Below are 24,509 nucleotides of genomic sequence, written 5' to 3' on the forward strand. Positions count from 1 at the left end.
TTAGGAATTAAACTGAAGGTGCCGGAATAGGATCTGCATAATGGGCCAGTCCATAGTTTTGTGTTAAACACAATTCCGGATTTTTCACATGCCATTCAAATTCATCCCTAAAATGACGGATTGCTGCTGCTACAGGCCAAGCTGCGGCATCACCTAATGGGCAAATGGTATTTCCTTCGATTTTTCTCTGGATATCCCAAAGAAGATCGATATCTTCCATTTTTCCCTGTCCGTTCTCTATCTTCTTTAAAATCTTGTACATCCACCCTGTCCCTTCACGACAAGGAGTACATTGCCCACAACTTTCATGATTATAAAATCTGGCTAAAGTCATAGTATGCTCTACGATACATTGATCCTCATCTAAAACAATGAATCCTCCCGAACCCATCATCGTTCCGGTAGCAAATCCACCATCCGCCAATGATTCATAATTCATGTATCTAGGTTCTCCGTTTACGGTTTTTAACAATAGATTAGCAGGAACAATCGGTACTGAGCTTCCTCCAGGAATACAAGCCTTTAGCTTCTTTCCATTCGGAATACCTCCACAATATTCATCAGAATAAATGAATTCTTCAACGGTAATCGTCATATCGATTTCATATACTCCGGGTTTATTAATGTTTCCGCATGCGGAAATCAATTTTGTTCCTGTAGATCTTCCTACTCCGATTTTAGCATATTCAGCTCCCGTAATATCAATAATGGGAACTACTGCCGCAATAGATTCAACGTTATTTACTACTGTTGGTCTTTCCCAAAGTCCTTTTACAGCCGGGAATGGTGGTTTTAATCTTGGATTTCCTCTTTTTCCTTCAAGGGATTCAAGCAATGCGGTTTCTTCCCCACAGATATAAGCTCCACCTCCTCTCTGAACATAGATTTCGCAATCAAAACCGGTTCCTAAAATATTTTTACCTAAGAATCCTGCTGCTTTTGCTTCTTCAATAGCTTCTTCCAAAATATCAGGAATCCACGAATACTCTCCACGGATATAGATATAAGAAACGTTTGATCCTAAACAATAAGAAGAGATCAACATTCCTTCGATCAATAAATGAGGAAGGAATTCCATTAAATATCTGTCTTTGAAAGTTCCCGGTTCAGATTCGTCAGCATTCACCACCAAGTGTCTTGGAACACCCTCTGGTTTTGCCAGGAAGCTCCATTTCATCCCTGTCGGGAATCCTGCTCCACCACGTCCCCGAAGTCCTGAAGCTTTTACTTCTTCAAGAATTTCGTCAGGAGTCATCTTCAAGGCTTTTTCTGCAGCTGTGTAACCTCCCTGTTTACGGTATGTTTCAAAATAGCGGATGCCTTCTATATGTGCGTCTTTAAGTAAAAGTTTTTTACTCATTGTATATTTTAATTAATCCAAAGCAATTTGCCCCTGTCTGCAAAGATCAAGGATTTCATCTACTTTTTCTATCGTTAAATTTTCGTGATAAAATTTCCCCAACTGCATCATCGGAGCATACCCACATGCGCCAAGACATTCAGCAGGTTTTAAGGTAAACATGCCATCTTCGGTAGTTTCTCCGTCCTTAATGTTCAGTTTGGTTCTGATGTGGTTTAAGATTTTCTCACTTCCACATACCATACAAGGTCCTGTTCTACATACCTCTAAAACATATTTCCCAACAGGTTTCATATTGAACATCGTATAGAAAGTGGCTACTTCATATACTTCAATGGGTTGTATGCTTAACAATTCAGCAACATAATCCATCACAGGAACATCTAACCAGCCTCCAAATTCTTTCTGTGCCAAATGCAGTACAGGAAGTAATGCCGATTTTTGTCTCCCTTCAGGATATCTTGCGATAATTTTATGTACCTGTTCTAAACTTTCCGGTTTAAAAGCTATTGTTTCGCTCATTTTTGAAATTTTAGATTTTAGATTTTAGATTTTAGATGAATCTTGCAGTCTAAAAATCAATTTATAATTTATAATTCAAAATTTATAATCCAAATTATGCGTCTAATTCTCCCGCAATTACATTCAGGCTACACATCGTTACGATCGCATCTGAAATTACAGAACCTGTAATCATTTCCGGATACGCCTGATAATAGATAAAGCATGGTCTTCTAAAGTGAAGTCTGTACGGGCTTCTTCCTCCGTCACTTACCAAATAGAAACCTAATTCTCCGTTTCCTCCTTCCACAGCATGGTAAACTTCTCCTTTCGGTACATCTGTTTCTCCCATTACGATTTTGAAATGGTAAATTAATGCTTCCATTTTCTGATAGACATCTGCCTTTTCAGGAAGGTAAAAATCAGGAACATCTGCGTGGAAGTCCCCTTCAGGAAGGTTTTCGTATGCTTGTTTAATGATTTTGATTGATTCCCAGATTTCCTGCTGACGAACCATGAAACGGTCGTAAGTATCTCCTGAAGTTCCTACAGGAATAATGAAGTCGAAATCCTGGTATGAAGAATAAGGTTCTGCAACTCTTACATCATAATCTACCCCTGTTGCACGTAAGTTCGGACCTGTGAAACCATAGCTTAAAGCTCTTTCCGCGGAAATAGTTCCGGCCCCTATGGTTCTGTCCATGAAAATTCTGTTTCTTTCTAACAGGTTACAGAATTCCTGGAATCTTGGTGGGAAAGTTTTTAAGAAATCTTTGATCAGTTCGTGGAACTTGGGAGTAAAGTCTCTTTCAAATCCACCGATTCTTCCCATATTGGTTGTCATTCTGGCTCCGCAGATCTGCTCATACATGTCATAAATACGCTCTCTTTCGATGAACATATAGGTAAGACCTGTAATTGCTCCGGAATCCATTCCTGTTACACCGTTACAAATTAAGTGATCCCCAATCCTTGCTAATTCCATCAGGATGACACGCATATAATCTACACGCTTAGGAACTTCCACTCCAATCAGCTTTTCTACAGTCATATGCCAACCTAAATTATTGATTGGCGCAGAACAATAGTTCATACGGTCGGTAAGAGTGGTAATCTGGGTGTAATTTCTTCTTTCAGAAATTTTTTCAAATGCCCTGTGGATATATCCTACGGTTTGCTCGGCGTGAAGAATTCTCTCTCCGTCCATCGTTAAGACATTCTGGAAAATCCCGTGAGTAGCAGGGTGAGTAGGTCCTAAATTGAGGGTGTATAATTGCCCGTCAATTTGTTCTTTACTTTCGTATTGGTTAAGTATATTAGATAATGAGTTATCTTTCATAATTTAAATGCTTTAGGCTCTAGGCTTTAGGCTTTAAGCGTATTGCTTATAACTTTAAGCTTATTGCATTATTTTTATCTTCCGAACATACTATCGTCCTTATCGGTTCTGGTACCGTCTTCCAGGCGATATTCCTTCAACATTGGGTGATATCCAAGATCTTCCATATTTAAAATAGGTCTCAGATCCGGATGTCCCTTGAATTTAATTCCGTAGAAATCATAGGTCTCTCTTTCCATCCAGTTAGCGCCTGCATATAGATCGACAAGAGAATCTATTTCCGTATTTTCTCTGGTCATAAAAGCTTTCAGACGGATTCTGAAGTTAGTCATCATATTATGTAAATGATAAATAACACCTATTTCTTTCTCCGGGTATTCAGGATAATGGATTCCACAAACATCTGTAAGGAAATTGATTTCCAAAGACGAATCTTTCAGATAATGAATTACTTTTTTGATATCATCTTTTTTAATTTCCACGGTTAACATCCCATAAGGTTCTGAACTGGAAATTACAGATTCCGGAAATTCTCTTGTGATTGCTTCTAATACAAATTCGTTTGTCATTTCCGTTAGTTGCTTATATTGTAAGAATCTAATAATTTTTGATATTCAGGCATGTCTCTTCTTCTGATGCTTTCACTTTCGGCAAGAGCCTGAACCTGCATTACTCCTTCAATGATCTGCTCCGGTCTTGGAGGACATCCGGGAACGTATACGTCAACCGGAATAATTTTATCAATTCCCTGTAATACAGAATATGAATCAAAAATACCACCGCTGGAAGCACAAGCTCCTACTGCAACCACCCATTTCGGCTCAGCCATCTGGGTGTACACTTCTTTTAGGACAGGTCCTAATTTCTTTGATATAGTTCCGCAAACCATCAACATATCGGCTTGTCTTGGTGAGAAAGAGTTTCTTTCCATCCCAAATCTTGAAGCATCATATGTCGGGTTCAGGGTAGCCATAAACTCGATACCACAACAAGAGGTTGCGAATGGCAACGGCCAAAGAGAAAATTTTCTGGCCATTCCGATTACACTGCTCAGTTTCGTTGCGAAAAATCCTTCTCCTTCATATCCTTCGGGAGCAGGTGCATCTGTTCTTATTACTGGTTTTTTATCTGACATCTTGTTTTATAAAATTTAAAGATTGAAGTATTTAAAAATTTAAAATCATACTAATTTTTTAATCATTAAATCTTTAATCTTTTAATGTTAAGGTTTATTTATCCCAATCCAATGCGCCACGTTTCCAAACGTAAAAGAATGCCACAAAGAAAATGGCTACGAATGTAAGCACCGCAAGGAATCCTTCAAATCCGAATTCTCTGAAGTTTACCGCATATGGATAAAAAAATACGATTTCAATATCGAATAGTACAAACAATACAGCCGTTAGGAAATATTTAATGGAAAACGGCGTTCTTGCATTTCCTTCCACAGCAACTCCACATTCCCAGCTCTGGTTTTTTACAGAATTTCCTTTTTTCTGGCGTGGACCTAAAAAATGTGCTCCAAGCAATGAAACGGCTACAAAAGCAACAGCAACACCTGCTTGTATAAGAATTGGAATATAACTTTCAGGTAAATTCATTTTTGCATTATTATCTCAATTTGCAAATTTAGCGAATAAACAAGAAAGCATAAAATTTATCAGCTTAAAAGTAGGATCAAAATAAGAAAAACAGGTAATTTAGAATTAATAAAAATTAGCTATTGATAATTATCTTTTTGGTGTAGGTTTTTCCTGTTTTTGTGCTTAATGTTAATACATAGATTCCTTTTGATATTCCTGAAACATCTAATCTTTCCATTTGATTCTGATTGGAAAAATCTTTTATCAGCCTGCCTGAATTATCAAACAGCCGTATAGAGATGATTTCACGTCTATCTATATTGGTATGACAGATAATAGTATTTTTTACGGGATTAATTACATTAAAATAGATACCGGATGTATCGGTTTCCCGAACAGCTAAAGGAGTTGGTGTGCATGCAGCTTCAGTGGAAGTGAGGTCATATATTGCTGCGGCACCATTAATTTTGTGGGCATATGTGTTAATGGCAGGTCCTATTTGTTTATTGATCATATCCAGCTCAGATAACTCGGAAGTTGCAAATAAAGTACGTATAACATACACTTTGGAATGAGTCCCATAATTGATGGAGAATGCGGCGTAGATATTTGAAGATCCCAAAGTCATAAACGGACAGCTTTGTGAAGGATTCGCCATATTGATTTCAAGGATCCCCGTTAGCGTACATATAAAAAGTCTTCCTTCGTAAAAAAAGAGATCACCGGCGCTAACTTGACCCGAAGGGAGATTGCCCATGTCTGTAAAAATGCCGGAGCTGATATCATACCTGTATAATTTGTTTGGAGATCCTGTTCCATACAAGTATTTCCCGGAATCAGAAATTAGTGAGGTGATTGAAGCGTTTGTTACCGTGAAATCTCCAAGAAAATCACAAGTGGAATTGGAACTGTTTTTTCTGTATAGCCTTCCTGTACTGGTTACGTAATAAATATTGTTTGAACCGTCAATGGCAATATCTGTGTATGTTTCAGGGTAAGTACCCATTGTAGGCGGACAGAATGGTTCGTCTATCTGGCTGGGGTTTGAAACATCAAGTTTGTATACTTTATTTGTATTATTATCAATAATAGAGTTTACATAAAATTGCTGTGAACATAATTTTATTGAAATAAGAAAAACTCCGAAAAAAATATTCTTTAATAGTAGGTTCATGGCGAAAAAATATTAATTTATTATAAAAATAGGGAATAAATTAATAACTCTTCGTAATCCTTTGCTATTTTCTCATTTTTTTAAGTAAAGAATAGGCCATAAAAGAAATGTACGCAAAAAGTATACTTGTATACATAATGTTAATCACAGTATTGGTTCTGTCATCTTTTATTTGAAAAAAAAGGTTGTAAACAATAAATCCTGCGATTAAAATACCGAAAATGATCAGTTGTGATTTCATGAGGTAAACTTACGAATATGTCTCTGAACTTTTGGTGAGAAAAATCATTTACACGTCTAAAGAATAAGTTCTTCTTCTTTTGTGATTTACAGGATTATAGTCCTGCCACAACAGCTGAATATTTTTGTTTTCTTCCAGCTCAGGATTGGTTTCTAAATATTTCACGCCTTTCTTCCTGAAAATTTTCCAGATTTCTTTAAAAATAATGGAAGTAACCCCCCTTCTCTGATATTCGGGGTGAATGCCGATTAAATAGAAATTGGCGCGGTCGTTTTTCTTTCCGGCCTGTAAAAAATGCCACCAACCGAAAGGAAGCAGTTTTCCTTTTGATTTTTGCAATGCTTTGGAATAAGAAGGCATTGTGATAGCAAACGAGATCAGATTGTTATTGGCATCGGCTATGCAAACGATAAAATCTTTATCAATAAGTTTAAAATACTTTTCCTTGTATGTTTTACGCTGTTCCTCTGAAATAGGAGTGTAGGTTGAAAGGTGTTTATACGTTTCATCCAGTAAATCAAACATAGGATCTACATACTGTATGATTTCTTCTTTTGAATTGAATTTTAGAACCTTAAGTTGGTACTTTTGGGAGATCAGCTCATTGAATTTATGGATTTTTTCCGGTAAAACCTCAGGAAACATCAATTCAAATTCCACCCATTCTTTTTCCTTGATAAGTCCTAAATTTTCAAGGTGTCTTGGGTAATATTCGTGATTATAGATCCCGATCATGGTTGCCAATTTGTCAAAACCTAATGTCAGCATTCCGGCTTTATCCAGATTGGTAAAGCCCATGGGGCCTTCGATTTTATGAATATCTTTCTCCTTGGCGTAATCTATGGCTTTTTGAATCAGGGCTTGCGAAACTTCAGGGTCATCAATAAAGTCGATCCATCCGAACCGTACTTTTCGGATACCTAATTCTTTTTCTTCCTTATGGTTGATAATGACAGCAATTCTTCCTACCAGTTTTTGATCTTTAAAAGCGAGATATTGTTTTGATTCAGAGTATTGTAATGCGGGGTTTTCACTGGGACTCCATATGTTGATTTCATCATTGATAAAGGATGGAACATAATAAGGATTCCCTTTATAAAGATCCATTGGAAACTTCACAAATTGTTTTAATTCGTCACGTGTTTTTACTTCAACTACTGAAACTTTCGACATAGCTTTCTAAGAGGTAATTAGAGAACAAATATAAATAATAATATGTAATACTTTGGCACAGTTTTTACATCTTAAAAGATTAAAAGTATTTAAATAAAAAATGACAGGCTATTATATTATTATTGGGATTTCGATGCTGGTGAGCTGGTTTGTTTCGTCCAGATTGAAATCTAAATTTGAACATTATTCTAAGGTACATCTCCGAAACGGGCTTTCAGGAAAGGAAGTAGCGGAAAAAATGTTGAGAGATAATGGAATCACAGACGTTCAGGTGATTTCTGTTCCGGGGCAATTGACAGACCACTATAACCCTGTAGATAAGACCGTAAACCTTTCGGAAGGTGTTTATATGCAGAGGAATGCCGCGGCTGCAGCTGTAGCTGCCCACGAATGTGGACATGCCGTACAACATGCTGTAGGATACTCTATGCTTCAATTGCGTTCAAAACTGGTTCCGATTGTTAATATAAGTTCTAATCTGATGCAGTTTATTCTTATCGCAGGGATCGGTATTATGGCCGCTACGAGAACTATTGATGATCCAAACGGAAATACAACGGTTCTGGCTATTGGAGTGGCTATGTTTGCATTCACTACCATTTTTGCTTTTGTAACACTCCCTGTAGAATATGACGCAAGCAACAGGGCGATGAAATGGCTGAAAGATACAGGAACCGTAACTTCAGAAGAATTTGTAGGAGTTCAGGATAGCCTGAAATGGGCTGCAAGGACGTATGTTGTAGCTGCTATAGGATCTTTGGCACAACTTCTTTACTGGGCATCTTTATTGATGGGAGGAAGAAGAGATTAATATTCACATTCAAAAAAAAATATAGCATCTCAGACAATTGGTCTGAGATGCTTTTTTATTGTGCTATTATTTAATTTGATATTTTTGATAAATATTATCCCAAGATTTTAATGTACAAGAGAAACATATTGGCTTCAGAAAAACAACAAGTGACCTATTTAATTAAAGCAGTTGCTTTTTTTTGGTTGATCACTAAAATATGGAGTTATAAAACCTGGATTACGGACAGGATGTACCCGGTCATTCCGCCATTAGAGTTTTTACAATATATTCCCGGTTTTTTACACGAATTCTTATTTGGGTTTTCTCTTTTGGCTTTACTGATGGTCTTGTTTCTTAAAACCAGTCGGTGGCTTCTTATTTCTCTGTTTTTATCAGAATTAGTAAGCTGTTCACTAGATACTGTAAGGTGGCAACCTTGGGAATATATGTATATGTGTATTCTTTTAGTCACCATCATCAATTTTCATAAACCTAAAAGCATTGTATTGTTGATGCACATGTTTTTGGTATCGGTCTATCTTTTCAGTGGTTTGCATAAGCTCAATCGTAGTTTTCTTTCTTTGGCGTGGATGAATATGATCCTTATCGATTTTTTAGGACTGTCAATGGACATTATCCTGAAGTATAAACTCTTTTTCGTTGGATTGATAATTCCTATAGTTGAGTTGTTTTTAGCTATTTTACTTTTACTGTCAAAATCAAAAAAGAAAATAAGCTATCTATTAATAATTACCCATCTGGTTATTTTAATTGTCATTGGTCCTTTTGGATTGCAGCATAATTCTGTAGTTTGGTTCTGGAATTTAACTATGATATTTATTTTGCTAATCATTTATGCTAAACCTATTGAACCTGTTACTAAAAACTTTTGTGCTTTAAATTTCTACTGGCTTATACTTTGGTTTGTACTGCCAATTTTGAGTTTTTTTGGAAGCTGGTATCAATATTTTTCCTTCAATCTGTATTCTGGGAAAGGAGATCAAATGTATATCTGTTTTTCTGAAAAAGAAGAGGAATTAAAGCCTTATTTTGAACCTGAAACCAATATAGTTTGTAAAGGAGGGAAATGTATCAATTTACAAAACTGGGCTTTAAGTGAAATTAAATCTGTACCCTTGCCTGAAAATGAAATATATACAAAGATTGCCGCTTACATGAAACAAAAATATGCCCATACTAAATTGAAAATAATACTGTATAATCCACAGACACAGAAAAGAGTGGGGTTGTAGCAGATTGTTAATCTAAAAATTTACATTCCACAAATTGTAATTGCGTTAAAGATTCCAGAATATCATCTTTATGTTTTGTTTTTACTTTGGCCACAATAACAGCTCTTTCCTGTGAATCGAAGGTGACTATTTTAGCATCAAATTTCGAAAGCAGGGTAAAGATGGTATTCTGCTGATTAAAGTTGAATTGAATTTCCATCTCAACTTCCAATTCTCTGGCGATGATATGGGCTACTTCCAAAGTCATTTTTGCAGATTCTTTGTAAGCTTTTACCAATCCTGAAACCCCCAGTTTCGTTCCTCCATAATATCGAACTACAATGACGATGACATTGGTGATATCATGGGCTAAAAGTTGATTGTAAATGGGTAAACCAGCGCTCCCGGAGGGTTCTCCATCATCATTGGCACGGTAATTTTCACCATTTAAACCGATTCTGAAAGCGTAGCAATGATGGGTTGCTTTCGGATGTTCTGTTCGTATTTTTTCTAAAGCATTTTTCAGTTCTTCTTCATTGCTTACAGGATAGGCAAATCCTATGAATTTGCTGCCTTTTTCTTTTAATAAGATATTTTCTATAGGCTTTTCTATGGTTTTGTATTCGAACATCATTGATTTCATGCTTTAACTCTGTAAAAGTAATTAAATATACTTTTATAAAAAAAATCCTCAAGATTGAGGATTAACAGGTTTAATTTTGAATTAGTCAGGGCAACCATTAATTAAAAGTGGATTAGGGTCATAGCAGCAATTTAATGACACGCAAACTACCCATCCTGAAGGGCATTCCTGTGATGAATTCCAAGGTGGTGTATTCTGGCTTGACCATGAGCATAAAATTTTAGCATTTCGGTCACCCCCATTGATTTTTGATTGCTCTTTTCTTGAAAGTTTTTTTAGATTTTTCATAGTAATAGGATTTAAATAGTAATCATTATTCGAACCTAAATTACTTATTTTATTTAAATCAAACAATAGAGAATTTGTTTATTGATAATTTTTATTTGAAAAATAGTTAATGAACGTATTTTTTAATGGTATTATCTCTTAAAGTCAAGATCTCATTGGGAATATGACTGAATTCAGGGGCTTTTGTTCCGCGTTCCAGTTTCAAATTTTCATTTTTAATAACGATGGCTTCATCCCAAAGATTGGCGTTGATGAATTGTTGCAGGGTAAAACGGCCTCCTTCAATAATAACAGACTGTATCTGTTCTTTATATAATGCATCCATTAAATCGGGTAAGAAGTTTTCTTTTCCAATTTTTACAAACCGGATGTTGTCTGCAGTTTCTTCTTTATGGGTATTGAAAACGATAGTACGGGATTCCTTATTATAGATTTTGAAATCTTGTGGAACCTTTAAATCAAAATCAATTAAAATTCTCACAGGGTTTATTCCTTCCACATTTCTCACCGTTAAGCTTGGGTTATCATTGAGAGCAGTTTGTGTTCCAACCAATATAGCATGTTCATCGGCTCTTAATTGATGCACGAATTGATTAACAAGGGTATTTGAAACCGGAGTTGGCTTAAAATCTTTGTCCAAAAATCCGTCACCGGATTCTGCCCATTTCAAAATAACGTAGGGTCTTTTCTTTTCGTGGTACGTAAAAAATCTTTTATTCAGTTCAATGCATTCTTTTTCCAAAACTCCGGAAATGACTTCAATTCCGGCATCCTGAATGATCTTTTTCCCTTTTCCGTTTACTTTATCATGGGAATCCATTGCTCCGATAACTACCTTTTTAAAGCCAAGTTCCTTGATTTTTAATGCACAAGGAGGTGTTTTCCCATAATGGGCACAAGGTTCTAAAGAAACATAGATGGTGGAGTCGGGAAGAAGTTCTTTATTCTCAACAGAATTTATGGCATTGATTTCAGCGTGGTTCTCTCCTGCCTTATGGTGATAGCCTTCTCCGATTATTCTATTCCCATGAACAATCACACTTCCCACCAAAGGGTTGGGGTAGGTTCTGCCCAATGCTTTTCGGGCCAGCTCAATACATCTTTTTATATATAGTTCGTCCTGCATCATATGAAAAAAGCGAAGACAAATTGCTTTGCTTCGCCTTTTTGTATTTTAAGTTTACCTTTAAATTATTTTGTTTTTTCTTTAATGGTTTTTAGCTCTTCTTTGAGGCTTTTATTTTCTTCCTTCAGCAGATTGATGTAATCCTGCAGATTTTCCAATATAGAATTTGGAATGTTGTAAGAATTACTATAGAGAAGGCTATAATGGCTTGAATTTTCGCCTGTAGAATGATTCTCATTATTAATAACAATTTTGCTGTCTTCTTCTTCATAGATATCTTCCAGTGAAACATCTAAGAATTTGGCTATTTTTTCCCATTCTTCTCTTATAATCTTCACATCGCCACTCTCTTTTCTGCTATAGTTAGACACATCTGTTGCGATGATATCTGCAATCTGTTGTTGAGTATACCCCTTCTTTTTTCTTATGGCGCGAAGTTTTTCTTTTTGCATATTGGTTTTTTTTACAAAAATGTGAATTTAGTTTTTAACTGTCTCCTGAAATAATATTGTGGAGATTTTGTTTTAAGGTTTCCAAATGGGCCTTCTTGTCATCAATAGTATTGAAAGTATCCATTAAAAGAGGATTTTCTCTTGACGGATTGTTGAAGAACGATAAATTGTTTTCCAGCTTTACGATTTCAGCTTCTAGATCAGAAATCTGGCTTTTGATTTTTCTGGCTTTATCGGTAAGCTGGTTTTCAGATAGCCCTTCTTCTTTAAGCTCAAGCTCATTGATCTTGTTTAATTTCAGCTTTTCTCTCAACGTTTTGTTGAACTCTGAATTGATAGAGATTTTATCCCTCGGAACTTTTCCTATATTGTTCCATGCTGTTTTTATCGCTTCAATTCTTTCAATGCTTCCTTCTTCATTGGTCACTGTTTTCAGTTCATCAAGAAGCTCTTTTTTATGCTTGTAATTTTCTTTCCAGTTATCCGTAGAAGCATTGCTTTTTTCTCTGTAGTTATTGAAAAATGCGTTACAGGCATCACGGAACTCATCCCAGATCTTATTGGTCATGCTTTTAGGAACGTGACCGATTTTTTTCCAGTCGTCCTGAAGCTTTTTGAATAAAGGAACTGCGATGTCCCAATCTTCATTGTTCACATTGTCTTTGGCGGTCTGGATCAATTTTAATTTTTCCTCCAGATTAGCTTGCTGAGAACCTTTTAAAGATTTGTAGTAGCTGTTTTTATTGGTATTGAAACCTCTTAAGGTTGTTTTGAAATCATTCCAGTTTTGGTTCGATAATTTTCTTGGAACACTTCCGGTTTTTAAAAACTCGGAGCGAAGGTCTTCCACTTTTTTGATAGCGTTTTGCCAATAATTATGGTTAGGAGTTTCAGAAGGTTCAGAGAGTTTTTTGATCTCCTCAATAATCTGGTTTTTCTTTTCAAGATTATTATTTTGTTCCGATTCAATAGCTGCAGAAAGCTCTGATTTCCTTTCATGGATTTTATTGGAGATTTCTTTGAATTCTTCCCAGGTCTTTTCACGGAATTCTTCAGCTACAGGCTCTGCTTCTTCTTTCCAAAGTTTATGAAGATATTGTAATTCGTTTAATGCTTTTTGAATTACAGGCTCGTTTTCCAATTCTTTAGCACGGGCGATGATGTGCTGTCTTTTTTCAAGATTATGACTGTATTCCTGCTCTAAAAATTCTTTATTCAGATCCAGCATCTGATAAAACTGGTTCAGGTGATGGAAGTAATTGTTATTAAGGATCTTGAATTCCGATTTGGCTACCTGTCCGGCATTAGCCCAGTCTTCTTTGATCTCACGGATCGATTTGAACAGGTTGGTACCCGGTTCTGAATTGGTATAAAGGTTTTTAAGCCTTTCAATGATACTTTGGCGGTGATCCAGGTTTTTCTTTTGTTCTTCTTCCTGCTTCTTTTGAAAATTGTCCTGCTTTTCTCTGAAGATATTTACCAGCGCTGAAAACCTTGCTTGTAAAGGATGTTCATAACTGAAATTTTCAGGAGCGTTTCCTGCTTCTTCAAACTCATGTTTTTTATCTTCCACTTCATCATGGATGTAATGACTTGCTTTTTCTTTTAAAAGATTGAATGTTTTGAAATTTTCACCAGCATTGGGAGCGTTGATGATTTTTTCCATTTCTTTTAAAGCATCAGATAAAGAAATGTCCGTATGCACTTGCTCTTCCATATGTTCTGCATCATCTTCATGCAGATTTTCATCATGAGAAGCGGTGTTTTCCGATGTTTCTTCTTGCGGTACTTCGTTAGAATTCTTCTTTTCTTCGTTTTCAGAAAGATTGTTTTCTGTAATCATAGCAAATCTTTTATGAGTGGGCGTGTTATCTTGCAGCTAAAAGCCAATTAATGCACTAATTTATGTTATTTTTTTTGAAAATTCCAAATTTCCCAAGCTTTTTCTGCTTGCTGTTCAAGCATATAGTAACCGTTCACAGTTTTTGCTCCTTTTCCGGATGCATTAATGATGAATTGCGTATAGCTGGGGTTGTAGATTAAATCTATTACCAAGTGTTTGTCAGACAGCCCTTCAAAAGGGAATTTCAGGCAATCATCCACATTAGGAAAAGTACCTACAGGCGTACATTGTACAATAATAGGATGCTTTTGTACTGTTGCGGCATCCAAGTTTTCAAAATTAATTTCTGAATTTCTTGCAACCGTTTGGGAAGGAATTCCGTTTTTATCCATAATATATTGTACTGCTTTTGCAGCCCCGCCGTTTCCAAGGATTAAAGCGGATGTATGGTGGTTTTTTTTATGGAGCAGCAATGTCTTTTCAAATCCGAAGGCATCCGTATTGTATCCGGTTTTTTTGCCTTCCTGGATAACGACACAGTTTACGGCACCTATCTTTTCCGCTTCATCGCTTAACTCATCCAGATAATCAATTATTTTTTCTTTATAGGGAATGGTGACATTAAATCCTAACAGTTGCGGATCAGAAAAGAGACCTTCCACTTCATTGATCTCTTTTAAATCAAAAATATCATAGGAAATATCTTTCAGCATAAGCTTCTGAAATTTGTCCCGGAAAAATTTTTTAGAAAAAGAATAAGAAATGTTTCTTCCTATTAAGCCTAGTTTTTTATTGGAATCCATAGATCAAAAATAAAAAAAAGACCGAAGAAATCGGTCTTTAGATTGATGTTTTTTCTATTATTCTACTATAAATTTTGTAGCGGTTTTATCTGTTTTAAGAATGTAATTTCCTTTTGTGATATTTCTGAGGATAATTTTGTTGGAATTCTTGAAAGGATTTACCATCACCTGAATTAATGCTCCTGACAGGTCATAAATTTCTGCTCGGGATATTGTACTAATATCCTTTCCTTTTACAAACAATTCATTATTTGTTACAGGGTTTGGATAAATACTGAATTGAGGAGCTTTTTCAGTTTCATGAGTGCCTAATACAGAATTTGGATTGATGATTCCTAAATTATCACACGTATTTTGAGGGAAAGAATTCCATTGAGAAAGAGAAAACGTTGTAGAAGGATTACTTACGTTTCTTCTTAAAGTAACATCGGCTGCAAAATTAGCTGTTCCTCCGTTAAACGTACCTACAATATCAATAAGAACTCCATTTTTAAATAAACCGACAGGATCATTACCGTTAAAGTCTAGCGGAGATCCTCCTAAGCTTAAATTACTGGTGAATGTACAAGTAAAAGCAGCTCCAGAATTGGTGATTACAAAAGCGGCTCCGGGTTGAAGAGTTCCGGATAATACTGTTTCATTTAGCCATGCCCCGCTTCCGTTAGCCTGCTTTTTAATGGAATAATTACTAAGGTCTATAAGGTCTGGGGTAGCATTGGATAATTCAATAGCTTTATTATTTGACGAACCTTCTACATATTCGGAAATATATAATTCATTGGAAGAACCCGTTGATGGAGTGTTATTGGTAGTGAAGCTAAGCGGAGCAGAGGTAGGGGACACATTTCCTGCAGCATCTGTAGCTACCACGGTAACCTGATAAGTTGTATTTGGATTTAAGCCAATGATATTGATGGAATTAGTTCCGGAACTTCCGTAAAGAACCCCATTGATATAAACGTTGTATCCTGTAACGGCTATGTTATCCGTAGAGGCAGTCCATGTTATGGTAGCAGAACCTCCTGTGATATTGGACGCTGCCAGATTAAGCGGAGTAGTGGGTGGAGTGGTATCCGGAGTTGTGTTTACATATCCCCACACATCATGCACCCATTCCGGATGATCAATATATGGGTTTCTGTTCCCTTGGAATGCATAAGCGTTATTATTTCTGTCAATTTCTCTTTGAGAAACAGGATCTGCATCATGCCAGGCTAAAAGAATTTCCAATTCCCATTGTGTTAAACTTCTTGTTGTTGTTCCGTCCAGCATGTTACCGCTCGTAAAGCCGGGAACCTGGTTTTGATATCTGGTTACGAAATAAAAAATCATTCTGGCAATATCACCTTTGAACGCGTTGATCGGCTCAAAGGCCGTCCCGGAATAACCAGGTGTTGTATTAGGGCCTAATTTAGAGCCGTTTTGAGAAGTCCATGTAGGGTTGGTGACAACTCCGTAAGGATAATCACTTCGCATTCCATTCACTTTTCCATCGGTAGGTGGAATGAAATGAATATCGTTTTTCATCGGACTTGCCGAATTAAAGAGACTTTGCGGAACAGTATGCTCTCTGTTGTAGCAAGCTCCTTCTGCAGAATAATTACCGCATTGGTCTGAGATAATAGTATATTCATAAGGATCGGCTCCGGCAGGATTTTCAGAGTACATATCCAATACTTTCCCATTATTTTCATAATAATAGTCACGGTCTGTGGTCTGATATCCAATCCAGAGCCCGTTATATCCCTGGTCACTATGACCGGCCGTAATAATCTCGTTAAGCTTTGTTTTTAATGCGTAACCCGTTAATCCTGTAGTGCCGTTATAATAACCTGCAGGGATTTGTGCATGGGTATTAATGCATACGAAGCATATCAAAAAAGAAAATAAAATTCGTTTCATTTGTAAAAATTGGGCGGTAAAGGTACAAAAAAATGAATACTTAATGTATTAATTTTTAGTAATATACTCTTTACTGATCTTTGAAAAGAACCAGGAAATGGTAAACCCAAATGTGGCAGCGGTTAGTGCGACGATAAGATAATTTTGACCCACTATTTTTACAGGGAAAGGCAGCGTTTCATTGGCTCTGAAGAATTCTGTATAAAGTTGGAAATAGCATAATGCCGTTCCTAAAATTAAGCCGGTAATAATTCCTGAAACAACAATCAGAATGCCGGTGTAGAAATAGGTTTTTCTCAGATGGCTAAGCGGGAAGCCTAATGAAATCAGGGATCTTGCCTGCTCTTTTTTATCAAGCTGCAAAATGATGATTGCCCCTGCCAAATTGAAGGTGGTAATAAAAATTACCAAAGCAAAGATCAGATAGATAAAAAGCTTTTCTGTATTGATCATTTTCCAGAAAGCTGCATTTTCTTCCTCCTTGGTTTTAATCTCGATATTTTTGCCGAAAGAGGAAAGTAATTTTGCTTTTACAATATCTGTATTTTCAGCATTTTTTAACTTGATGACAATCTGATAGGCTGATTTTTTAGGCAGATCCAAAAGCTCTTCAGCCAGTTCAATGGGAGAAATGATATAATTGTTTAATTGGTCTTTCCCGGGAAAAACTCCCGTTACAAGTATATCTTTTTTGTTATAGATGTCTTCTTCTTTGCTGATAATGCCGGTTCCGGGCTTAGGCATGAAAACAGTTGCATAGTTCCCTGAAGAAGCAACGGGTAAAGACAGTCTGTTGTCCAGCGAATTCTCCATTAAGACTTCGTTCGAATATTCAAAGCTGGGATATGTTCCGTAGAAAACATCCTTGTGGATGGGATTTACTTTTATATAAGCCGAATCTACACCCCTCAGATAAGCAATGTCACCTTTTCCGTTATAGCTGATGTATATTTTTTCTTCAATGACACGGGAAAAACTGCTGACTTCAGGATTGCTTTTTAAGGCCTCGCTTATTTTGTCAAGGTTTTTGATGGTTTTACCGGTGCTGCTTTTTATCGTAAGATCAGCATGAAGATTGGAAATAAGTTCTTTGTTGAGCTCTTCCAGCCCGGAAAAAACAGAAATGATTACGAACATAGCAGCCACAGCCACAGTCATAGCCCCTACGGCCAGCCACGTAATAAACGTAACCGCAGTGCTGCCTTTTTTTGCCAAAAGGTATCGTGATGCTATGTAAAATGCAATGTTCTTCAAAATTATAACACAGGATTGTCGCCTTCGCCTCTTAATTCTTTTTCAAGTTTTTCAACGTCATCAAGAGAAGTATCCAGGTAAAAGTTAAGCTGAGGAATTACACGTACCTGTTTCGCCATTTTCTGACCGATAAAATTTCTGTATTGAGGTTTGTTCTCCTCAATTTCTTTCATAATGGCAGAACGGAATTCCTGCGGGAATATGCTTAAATAAATTTTAGCAATACCCAGATCTGCAGTTACTTTTACGTCTGAAACTGTTACTAAAATGCCTTGTTTGCTGTCTGCAGCCTGTTTTCGGAAAAGTTCTGCGAAATCTTCCTGTATAATTTGTGCTACTTTTCTTTGTCTGTTGCTCTCCATAAGTTATGCAAATTTAGTACTTTTGTTTGAATTGATGCGTTGAAGTTTCGTTCTCCGTATGAAATTTATGATTTAATTATATTATACTATGAAGTTAGAGCATATTGGTATTGCCGTAAAATCTTTAGGCGTTTCTGATGAACTTTTTGAAAAATTACTGGGAAAAAAATCGTACAAAAAAGAAAGTGTGGAAAGAGAAGGAGTAGTAACCTCTTTCTACGAAACCGGAGAAAGTAAAGTGGAACTTTTGGAGGCCAGTAATCCTGAAAGCCCGATCTCAAAATTTATTGATAAGAAGGGAGAAGGCATCCATCATTTGGCCTTTGGCGTTGAAAATATAACGAAAGAGGTTGAAAGGCTTAAAAAAGAAGGATTTCAGTTTATTTCCGAAGAGCCTAAAGAAGGTGCTGATAATAAATTAGTTGTCTTCCTGCATCCGAAATTCACCAACGGTGTACTGGTAGAACTTTGTCAAGAAAAGGGATAAAAAATTTTGTAGTGAAAGAAATTTTGCTATTTTTGCAGTCACAAAATTTACCCAATTTTGAGGCCCTATAACTCAGTTGGTTAGAGTAGCTGACTCATAATCAGCAAGTCCTTGGTTCGAGCCCAAGTGGGGCCACAATAAAAAACCGTAATACTTTATATTAAAGTTTTACGGTTTTTTTTATTGCTGGTAAATAAAAGTTGTCCGATTATGATAATACTGTTTAATTAAATGAGCTTATCCTTAAAAGCTCTATTTTTGAGTATGAGTAAGACAAATTTATTTGAAAACTACATTCCTTTATTTTCTGAGAAATGGAAAGATAAATACAGCTCAGTGTTAGCTGAAGAACACCTTCAAAATATCGAAAAAAATATTCTGAAATTCAAAAATGGAACTTTAGATTGGGATCTTCCATATTTTAATGAAGAAATACCAGTAAACAGAGAGGATGGTTTTACTACTTTTATCAAGATTCTTGAAAGCTCTGATCCTAATGAAAGAATAGTTCAACAACTTGAAAATATTTCTTTTGAACATTGGCTGAATATCATGGGACAAAGAATAACCCCGGCCAGCGTCCGTGATGAAACGGCAATTCCGCCTCTGAAAAATACTTTAATTGAAAGTTGTACAAAACTTTTCAATGATGAAATGACCATCGCCCAGAGAGCTTGGGAAAAGCATGTGGGAAGAATGGATGATCCTTTTTGGGGTGAAGTAAAAGGTAACAACCGGCAGAAGCAGGAAAAGGTAATGGAAAGAATCAACTATATTATTGATCATAAAACCTGGTGGAATGTTTTCTTTCATTATAAGCACGAACTGGTCTTTGAGATAAGAGAGAAAGAAGGTCATGGAATCCGCTGGAGCCATGGTGGCACACAACTTATAGGTTTTCTTGAGACCTTTATCAATGAATAAATCTCTTCTGCGTAAATAGATTACGTATAGAGTTATAAACTTTGCCAATTAAATTTAAAAAAATGAATAACTACATTGATATTGGCATTAATCTGACCAATAAGCAGTTCTACAATGAACAAGACGAAATTATCAACAGAGCTCTGGATAACGGAGTAGAGCAAATGATCCTCACCGGAACGAGTGTAAGAGGAAGTAAAGAATCAGCCGAAATAGCTGAAGATTACCCTGGAATTCTATTTTCAACCGCAGGAATTCATCCTCATGATGCAAAATCTTTCAACGATCAAAGGATCAACGAGCTCAGAAAACTCTTAAAATACTCCCATGTAGTTTCCATAGGAGAGTGCGGGTTGGATTTTGACCGGGATTTTTCACCAAGGCCTGTTCAGGAAAAATGTTACCGTGCCCACCTTGAGTTGGCAATTGAAGTCAATAAACCTCTCTTCCTTCATGAAAGAGCTGCGTTTACAAGATTTAATGAAATCACAGATGAATATCTTCCCTCACTTCCTGAAGCAGTCGTTCATTGCTTCACAGGGACTTTAGAAGAAGCGAAAATTTACCTTGACAAAGGATTCTACTTGGGATTTACGGGAGCCATCAGTGATGAAAAGAGATTTAAGCATTTAGAAGACGTCATCAAATATGTTCCTCTTGGCAGGATGATGATTGAAACCGATGCTCCTTTTATGTTACCTAAAAATATGCCCCGGATTCAAAACAGGCGCAATGAACCTTCATTTTTACCGTATGTGGCCCAAACCATCGCTCACTTAAAGAAAATCAGCATTTCTGAAGTAGCAGATGAAACAACACGGGTCGCCGGAAAATTTTTCAGATTATAAAAAAGAGCTCTACTGATTTAGTAAAGCTCTTTTTTTATAGTTACATAAAAGGGATATTGCTTAAATGCTCTTCCATGCCGATTCCAAAGCCAGCTCGATCATAGGTTTCAAAGCCTTTTCCCTGTCGTCAGCAGAAATGTTCTCATGGGTAGGAATAATATCAGATACGGTAAGAATTGTCGCTGCATTTTTTCCTAAATGTTTTGCGTTGGCAAACAAACCAAAAGCCTCCATCTCTACGGCTAAACAATTATACTTTGTTGCAATAGCCGGGATATTCGGGTCTTTTCTGTAAAAAATATCACTACTGTGAATATTGGTTGCCTTGGCTTGTAAAGACATTTCCTTGGCAGTTTCATTGATGATATTGAAAATATTTCCTTGCGGTGCAATGATCTCCTCCTCAATTCCCCAGGCATATTTTGCATACGTGCTTTCACTCGCTGCATTTTCTACGATCAATACATCAAAAAGATTTAAATCCGTAGTATAAGCACCACAGGTCCCAATTCTGATGATCGTCTCTACATCATATTCCGTAAATAACTCATACGAATAGATACCGATACTCGGAAAGCCCATTCCACTGGCTCCAACAGTAATTTCTTTACCCTTATACATACCGGTATAATAAAACATTCCCCTGGTTTTGCTTACCAATTTTGCATTTTCTAAAAAATTCTCGGCAATGTATTGTGCACGAAGCGGATCTCCCGGCTGCAACACAACTTTAGCAATTTCTCCTTTTTTTGCACTGATGTGAATACTCATAATCATTTTTTAACATCACAAATATATCAACTTTAAAGGAAAAAATAAGTTGGGAATAGAGCATCATAAGCACTGAAAAATAAAAAAGATTATCTTTGCGACATAAAATTTATGAAACTACAAAGAGCACATATCAATGTAAATCTATGCAAAAGCCCTTCAATAGAAGGATTGTTTGGATATGATGAGATGATATGGAACGAGGCGAAATGTGCTTACTTTGAAAAATTATTTACTGTAAACCTGTAAAAATTAATCAAAATATAACAAAAAACGCCTCGATTTTCGGGGCGTTTTTTGTGTTTTAGGGAAGAAATTATTTAGAATGAAAAAAAATAACCATAAAAGTGAAAATTTTTTAATTAGCAATGAAACTTTAATACGATAAAATAGAGTGATAAGCAACCCGATGAGAGACAGTCATTTAGGTAAAAACAATATCTGCAAAACATTGCGGACAGGAATTTCTTATTTTAAAAATTGACAACAACTGCTTGATTTTCAGTGTTTTGCAATTTAAATTTATTTGTGAGTTTAAAAAATTCATATTTACTTTGCAACCGAAAATTAAAAGGAACAACATTTTCACTCATCAAAAAATAACTTGATTAAAAACAAGAAAAATAAAATGAAACAATTACACAACATATTCAATCCTTATTCAAGATTACACGGGCAGGAACCGATGGAGCTTGTATGTATTCTTGATAGTGAATTTGTGGATAAAAGGTGCTTATATACGTAGGTTTCTCATGACCTGATACGTTAAAATAGTATAGCACCTCCTGAAAAGAGGTGCTTTTTTTATGGTTTCTCTAGCTTATTTGGTAAAGCGTCGGTTTGTGGCACCGAAGAACAGGGTTCGATTCCCGGAGATACCCCAATTATAAAATCCCATAGCTCAATTGGTTGGAGCGTCGACCTGATACGTCGAAGGTTGAAGGTTCGAATCCTTCTGGGATTACCAATAAAAGTGAATGATCAATGGTTGATTTTTAAAAAATTGACAAGTAAAGCGGATTGACAGTTGACCATTTACATTTTAAAAACAATCTCATAGCTCAAATGGTTAGAGCACCGGTCTTTTAAACCGGGGAGTAGAGGTTCGAATCCTCTCGGGATCACAAAAAGGAGAGCAGGCAAATATTGGTTTGTTGCGGCTTACTGCTAATGAGTTCTACAACAGTAGTGAAGGTTCGATTCCTTTGCTCTCCGCAAAAAGGTCTATTGAGGTAATGGCAACCTGCCCGATTGTCTCTCGGGCACCGCGAGTTCGATTCTCGCATAGACCGCAAAGGTTCACGGAAAATTTCGGCTCCGACTGTCTCTCGGAAAAGAAATTGGAACTGAACCTCAAAAACTGGAAAGATAACGGTGGTTGTTTACCCGCCTTGGACGCGGGAGGTCATAGGTTCGAATCCTATTTTCCAGACAAAATTTGCTCCATTCGTCTAATGGTTCAGGACGCCTGCCTTTCGAGCAGTAAATGAGGGTTCGATTCCCTTATGGAGTACAAAAGATTTCGTAGCTCAAATGGCTAGAGTATCGGTTTCATACGCCGCAGGTTGAAGGTTCGAATCCTTCCGAAATTACAATGATTTTGTAGCTCAATGGCAGAGCAACGGCCTGTTAAGCCGAAGGTTGAAAGTTCGAATCTTTCCGAAATCGCAAATAACTGAATAGTAATTGTTTCAAAGGAGAAAGTGAAAGTTTGTCAAGCGCAGAAGCTCTTTACATCAAAAATACAAACAGACAAGCTTTTCTTGCTCCAAAATGATGGTTCGCCGAAGTGGAAGAGTCGGGACGGTCTGCAAAACCGTTGCAAAGCTGAGTGGGTTTTGAAATGTGAAACATTCGCGAATTCAAATAAAAAACAATGGTTATGAGCAATCCCATAACCATCTCTAGTAACAAAATGAGATAAGTTCAGAAGAAAAATTAAAGTTTGTCGGGCGCAGAAGTTCTTATATCAAACAAAAAATACAGACAGGCTTTAAATTTTCTTCAAAGTAAATCAGAGAATTACTTATTACTTATTATTCATTTAAAAAGGAAGTGCGCCGGAGCTGGAGAGCCGGGGCAGACTGTAAATCTGCTGCTTTATTGCTGAGTAGGTTCGAATCCTACCACTTCCACCATGCAACTGATAATGTAATGGCAGCATGCAGGAAATATACTCTTGTTGTTCAGGTTCGACTCCTGGTCAGTTGATTTTTTAATAACACAAGTCAAAATAAAATAAAAAGGAGAAGGGATGGTTTGTCAAGCGCAGAAGATCTTTACAAATATTACTAACAGGCATATTTTTATAAACAGGCTTTCTCTAACCTTATCATGAATAATGAGTAATAGGCAATACGCAAGTATTTCAATTTTAATATTACTAATCTATTACTCATTACTCAAAAAAATGCAGGAATGGCGGAACTGGCAGACGCACTTGATTTAGGCTCAAGGTATTGGGGGTTCAAATCCCTCTTCCTGTACAAAACACCTCTCTATTCCAACTGGCAGAGAAAACGGTCTTAAACTCCGTATAGTCCCGGTTCGAATCCGGGGAGAGGTACAAAAAGGATCAGTGGTGTACAAGGTGTGCATGTTTGTCTGAAAAACAAAAGGGAGCCGTTCGATTCGTTTCTGATCCACAAAAAATAATGATTCGTAGTGTAATGGGTCAGCACACAAGACTTTGACTCTTGTAGTTTAGGTTCGAGTCCTAATGAATCAACAAAAATACTCTGATAGTATAAAGGTAGCACGTCAGTCTCCAAAACTGATGGTATAGGTTCGAATCCTGTTCGGAGTGCAAAAAGAGAAATAACAATTTACTATTCAATTATCAGCGATCATTTATCAATTATAAAAAATATGTAGAATTTAAAATGTAAAACAATGGAAACGCAACAAGAAACATGGCAAAACTTACATGGAAAATTATTCCATCAACCTATCACACAGCTGGTAGAAGAAGCCATCATCCGCGAACAAGCCAATGGACACCGACTGAAAGTTTGTGTGGGTTCAGACTCACACGTATATGGTGATGCTATTAATTACGCTACTGCAGTAGTATTTATTCGTGAGGGAAAAGGAGCGTTTACCTTTATCAGAAAAGAAAGAGAGATACAAAGTATCAGTATCAAAGAACGAATGCTGAATGAAGTCAACAAATCTGTAGAAATTGCTTATGCCATCTGTTCTATTCTTGACATGTATGGCGTGGAAATGGAGGTGCACGCAGACATCAATACCGATCCGGAATTCAAATCAAACTCAGCATTGAAAGATGCCATGGGATATATTCTGGGAATGGGATATGTGTTCAAGGCTAAACCTTATGCTTTCGCAAGTTCCAATTGTGCAGATATGGTGGTTTAATCCTTTTAAATAAATAACAATCTTAAAATAAA

26 protein-coding genes and 15 tRNA genes are annotated in these 24,509 nt (G+C 36.6%); 22 read left to right on the top strand and 19 right to left on the bottom strand.

Annotated elements, in window-relative coordinates; genetic code table 11:
* Positions 1-7: 7 nt before the first annotated feature.
* From nuoF to BCF58_RS16780, 8 genes are all read right to left on the bottom strand, one after another.
* The gene (gene nuoF, locus BCF58_RS16745; RefSeq protein ID WP_121462987.1) at positions 8-1,360 is read right to left on the bottom strand and encodes an NADH-quinone oxidoreductase subunit NuoF; all 1,353 of its coding nucleotides are present in this window, start codon (positions 1,358-1,360) and stop codon (positions 8-10) included.
* Positions 1,361-1,372: 12 nt separating this feature from the next.
* A complete protein-coding gene (locus BCF58_RS16750) occupies positions 1,373-1,882 on the bottom strand; it encodes an NADH-quinone oxidoreductase subunit NuoE family protein (RefSeq protein WP_121462988.1) in 510 nt (169 codons plus the stop codon).
* A 94-nt stretch (positions 1,883-1,976) separates the two neighbouring features.
* Positions 1,977-3,200: an NADH dehydrogenase (quinone) subunit D gene (gene nuoD / locus BCF58_RS16755; protein WP_121462989.1), complete on the bottom strand. Its 1,224-nt coding sequence runs from the start codon at positions 3,198-3,200 to the stop codon at positions 1,977-1,979.
* Positions 3,201-3,274: 74 nt separating this feature from the next.
* A complete protein-coding gene (locus tag BCF58_RS16760) occupies positions 3,275-3,769 on the bottom strand; it encodes an NADH-quinone oxidoreductase subunit C (RefSeq protein ID WP_121462990.1) in 495 nt (164 codons plus the stop codon).
* A 5-nt stretch (positions 3,770-3,774) separates the two neighbouring features.
* Positions 3,775-4,335 (bottom strand): NADH-quinone oxidoreductase subunit B, encoded by a 561-nt coding sequence (locus tag BCF58_RS16765; RefSeq protein ID WP_047377761.1) that lies wholly within the window; start codon positions 4,333-4,335, stop codon positions 3,775-3,777.
* A 94-nt stretch (positions 4,336-4,429) separates the two neighbouring features.
* Positions 4,430-4,801 carry an NADH-quinone oxidoreductase subunit A gene (locus BCF58_RS16770; RefSeq protein WP_121462991.1) on the bottom strand — a complete coding sequence of 124 codons (372 nt, stop codon included), beginning with the start codon at positions 4,799-4,801 and terminating at the stop codon, positions 4,430-4,432.
* 115 nt (positions 4,802-4,916) lie between these two features.
* Positions 4,917-5,957 carry a T9SS type A sorting domain-containing protein gene (locus BCF58_RS16775; RefSeq protein ID WP_121462992.1) on the bottom strand — a complete coding sequence of 347 codons (1,041 nt, stop codon included), beginning with the start codon at positions 5,955-5,957 and terminating at the stop codon, positions 4,917-4,919.
* 289 nt (positions 5,958-6,246) lie between these two features.
* Positions 6,247-7,371 carry a GNAT family N-acetyltransferase gene (locus BCF58_RS16780; RefSeq protein WP_121462993.1) on the bottom strand — a complete coding sequence of 375 codons (1,125 nt, stop codon included), beginning with the start codon at positions 7,369-7,371 and terminating at the stop codon, positions 6,247-6,249.
* A gap of 100 nt (positions 7,372-7,471) precedes the next feature.
* Between BCF58_RS16780 and BCF58_RS16785 the strand changes: the two genes are divergently transcribed.
* Positions 7,472-8,182 carry a zinc metallopeptidase gene (locus tag BCF58_RS16785; RefSeq protein WP_121462994.1) on the top strand — a complete coding sequence of 237 codons (711 nt, stop codon included), beginning with the start codon at positions 7,472-7,474 and terminating at the stop codon, positions 8,180-8,182.
* A 110-nt stretch (positions 8,183-8,292) separates the two neighbouring features.
* A complete protein-coding gene (locus BCF58_RS16790) occupies positions 8,293-9,417 on the top strand; it encodes a hypothetical protein (RefSeq protein ID WP_121462995.1) in 1,125 nt (374 codons plus the stop codon).
* Between the two features lie 7 nt (positions 9,418-9,424).
* Here BCF58_RS16790 and BCF58_RS16795 read toward each other — a convergent pair whose 3' ends face one another.
* The 9 genes from BCF58_RS16795 to rbfA form a co-directional block, all read right to left on the bottom strand.
* On the bottom strand, positions 9,425-10,039 hold the full coding sequence (locus BCF58_RS16795; RefSeq protein WP_121462996.1) for an IMPACT family protein: 615 nt from the start codon (positions 10,037-10,039) through the stop codon (positions 9,425-9,427).
* 81 nt (positions 10,040-10,120) lie between these two features.
* Positions 10,121-10,327 (bottom strand): bacteriocin-like protein, encoded by a 207-nt coding sequence (locus BCF58_RS17295; RefSeq protein ID WP_147462075.1) that lies wholly within the window; start codon positions 10,325-10,327, stop codon positions 10,121-10,123.
* A gap of 106 nt (positions 10,328-10,433) precedes the next feature.
* On the bottom strand, positions 10,434-11,453 hold the full coding sequence (gene ribD / locus BCF58_RS16800; protein ID WP_121462997.1) for a bifunctional diaminohydroxyphosphoribosylaminopyrimidine deaminase/5-amino-6-(5-phosphoribosylamino)uracil reductase RibD: 1,020 nt from the start codon (positions 11,451-11,453) through the stop codon (positions 10,434-10,436).
* 65 nt (positions 11,454-11,518) lie between these two features.
* Positions 11,519-11,905, bottom strand: coding sequence for a helix-turn-helix domain-containing protein (locus BCF58_RS16805; protein WP_121462998.1), 387 nt, complete (start codon positions 11,903-11,905; stop codon positions 11,519-11,521).
* Between the two features lie 34 nt (positions 11,906-11,939).
* Positions 11,940-13,748 (bottom strand): DUF349 domain-containing protein, encoded by a 1,809-nt coding sequence (locus BCF58_RS16810; protein WP_121462999.1) that lies wholly within the window; start codon positions 13,746-13,748, stop codon positions 11,940-11,942.
* Positions 13,749-13,813: 65 nt separating this feature from the next.
* Positions 13,814-14,551, bottom strand: coding sequence for a shikimate dehydrogenase family protein (locus tag BCF58_RS16815; RefSeq protein ID WP_121463000.1), 738 nt, complete (start codon positions 14,549-14,551; stop codon positions 13,814-13,816).
* 57 nt (positions 14,552-14,608) lie between these two features.
* On the bottom strand, positions 14,609-16,453 hold the full coding sequence (locus tag BCF58_RS16820) for an endonuclease (RefSeq protein ID WP_121463001.1): 1,845 nt from the start codon (positions 16,451-16,453) through the stop codon (positions 14,609-14,611).
* Positions 16,454-16,501: 48 nt separating this feature from the next.
* Positions 16,502-17,707 (bottom strand): ABC transporter permease, encoded by a 1,206-nt coding sequence (locus BCF58_RS16825; protein WP_121463002.1) that lies wholly within the window; start codon positions 17,705-17,707, stop codon positions 16,502-16,504.
* A 2-nt stretch (positions 17,708-17,709) separates the two neighbouring features.
* A complete protein-coding gene (rbfA, locus tag BCF58_RS16830) occupies positions 17,710-18,069 on the bottom strand; it encodes a 30S ribosome-binding factor RbfA (protein WP_121463003.1) in 360 nt (119 codons plus the stop codon).
* A gap of 88 nt (positions 18,070-18,157) precedes the next feature.
* Here rbfA and mce point away from each other — a divergent pair, with 88 nt between their 5' ends.
* The 4 genes from mce to BCF58_RS16850 all read left to right on the top strand — a co-directional run bounded on the left by mce (position 18,158) and on the right by BCF58_RS16850 (position 20,328).
* Complete coding sequence (gene mce / locus BCF58_RS16835) at positions 18,158-18,556, top strand: methylmalonyl-CoA epimerase (RefSeq protein ID WP_121463004.1); 399 nt, start codon at positions 18,158-18,160, stop codon at positions 18,554-18,556.
* A 61-nt stretch (positions 18,557-18,617) separates the two neighbouring features.
* Positions 18,618-18,691 (top strand) — tRNA-Ile (locus tag BCF58_RS16840).
* Positions 18,692-18,820: 129 nt separating this feature from the next.
* A complete protein-coding gene (locus BCF58_RS16845; RefSeq protein ID WP_121463005.1) occupies positions 18,821-19,480 on the top strand; it encodes a hypothetical protein in 660 nt (219 codons plus the stop codon).
* A gap of 62 nt (positions 19,481-19,542) precedes the next feature.
* On the top strand, positions 19,543-20,328 hold the full coding sequence (locus tag BCF58_RS16850; protein ID WP_121463006.1) for a TatD family hydrolase: 786 nt from the start codon (positions 19,543-19,545) through the stop codon (positions 20,326-20,328).
* Positions 20,329-20,388: 60 nt separating this feature from the next.
* Here BCF58_RS16850 and deoD read toward each other — a convergent pair whose 3' ends face one another.
* Entirely contained in the window at positions 20,389-21,099 is a 711-nt protein-coding gene (deoD, locus tag BCF58_RS16855) for a purine-nucleoside phosphorylase (protein WP_121463007.1), read from the bottom strand.
* A 111-nt stretch (positions 21,100-21,210) separates the two neighbouring features.
* Between deoD and BCF58_RS16860 the strand changes: the two genes are divergently transcribed.
* From BCF58_RS16860 to BCF58_RS16890, 9 genes are all read left to right on the top strand, one after another.
* Positions 21,211-21,348: a penicillin-binding protein gene (locus tag BCF58_RS16860; RefSeq protein WP_121463008.1), complete on the top strand. Its 138-nt coding sequence runs from the start codon at positions 21,211-21,213 to the stop codon at positions 21,346-21,348.
* A 560-nt stretch (positions 21,349-21,908) separates the two neighbouring features.
* Positions 21,909-21,982 (top strand) — tRNA-His (locus BCF58_RS16865).
* 7 nt (positions 21,983-21,989) lie between these two features.
* Positions 21,990-22,066: transfer RNA gene (locus BCF58_RS16870), tRNA-Ile, on the top strand.
* Positions 22,067-22,149: 83 nt separating this feature from the next.
* Positions 22,150-22,220, top strand: a tRNA-Lys gene (locus tag BCF58_RS16875).
* A gap of 100 nt (positions 22,221-22,320) precedes the next feature.
* Positions 22,321-22,391, top strand: a tRNA-Asp gene (locus BCF58_RS17505).
* A 68-nt stretch (positions 22,392-22,459) separates the two neighbouring features.
* A tRNA-Pro gene (locus tag BCF58_RS17510) sits at positions 22,460-22,531 on the top strand.
* Between the two features lie 8 nt (positions 22,532-22,539).
* Positions 22,540-22,612 (top strand) — tRNA-Glu (locus BCF58_RS16880).
* A gap of 5 nt (positions 22,613-22,617) precedes the next feature.
* A tRNA-Met gene (locus tag BCF58_RS16885) sits at positions 22,618-22,691 on the top strand.
* A gap of 4 nt (positions 22,692-22,695) precedes the next feature.
* A tRNA-Asn gene (locus BCF58_RS16890) sits at positions 22,696-22,767 on the top strand.
* 63 nt (positions 22,768-22,830) lie between these two features.
* Here the strand turns inward: BCF58_RS16890 and BCF58_RS17670 are convergent.
* Positions 22,831-22,953: a hypothetical protein gene (locus BCF58_RS17670; protein WP_262697010.1), complete on the bottom strand. Its 123-nt coding sequence runs from the start codon at positions 22,951-22,953 to the stop codon at positions 22,831-22,833.
* 197 nt (positions 22,954-23,150) lie between these two features.
* Here BCF58_RS17670 and BCF58_RS16895 point away from each other — a divergent pair.
* The 7 genes from BCF58_RS16895 (at position 23,151) to BCF58_RS16915 (ending at position 24,477) form a co-directional block, all read left to right on the top strand.
* A tRNA-Tyr gene (locus BCF58_RS16895) sits at positions 23,151-23,237 on the top strand.
* Positions 23,238-23,511: 274 nt separating this feature from the next.
* Positions 23,512-23,585: transfer RNA gene (locus BCF58_RS16900), tRNA-Leu, on the top strand.
* A gap of 6 nt (positions 23,586-23,591) precedes the next feature.
* Positions 23,592-23,665 (top strand) — tRNA-Leu (locus BCF58_RS17515).
* A gap of 6 nt (positions 23,666-23,671) precedes the next feature.
* A tRNA-Phe gene (locus tag BCF58_RS17520) sits at positions 23,672-23,744 on the top strand.
* 10 nt (positions 23,745-23,754) lie between these two features.
* Positions 23,755-23,827, top strand: a tRNA-Gln gene (locus BCF58_RS16905).
* A 7-nt stretch (positions 23,828-23,834) separates the two neighbouring features.
* A tRNA-Trp gene (locus BCF58_RS16910) sits at positions 23,835-23,905 on the top strand.
* Positions 23,906-23,991: 86 nt separating this feature from the next.
* Complete coding sequence (locus BCF58_RS16915) at positions 23,992-24,477, top strand: ribonuclease H-like YkuK family protein (protein ID WP_121463009.1); 486 nt, start codon at positions 23,992-23,994, stop codon at positions 24,475-24,477.
* Positions 24,478-24,509 lie beyond the last annotated feature (32 nt).

It is taken from the genome of Chryseobacterium defluvii (genome assembly GCF_003634775.1).
GTDB lineage: Bacteria > Bacteroidota > Bacteroidia > Flavobacteriales > Weeksellaceae > Chryseobacterium > Chryseobacterium defluvii.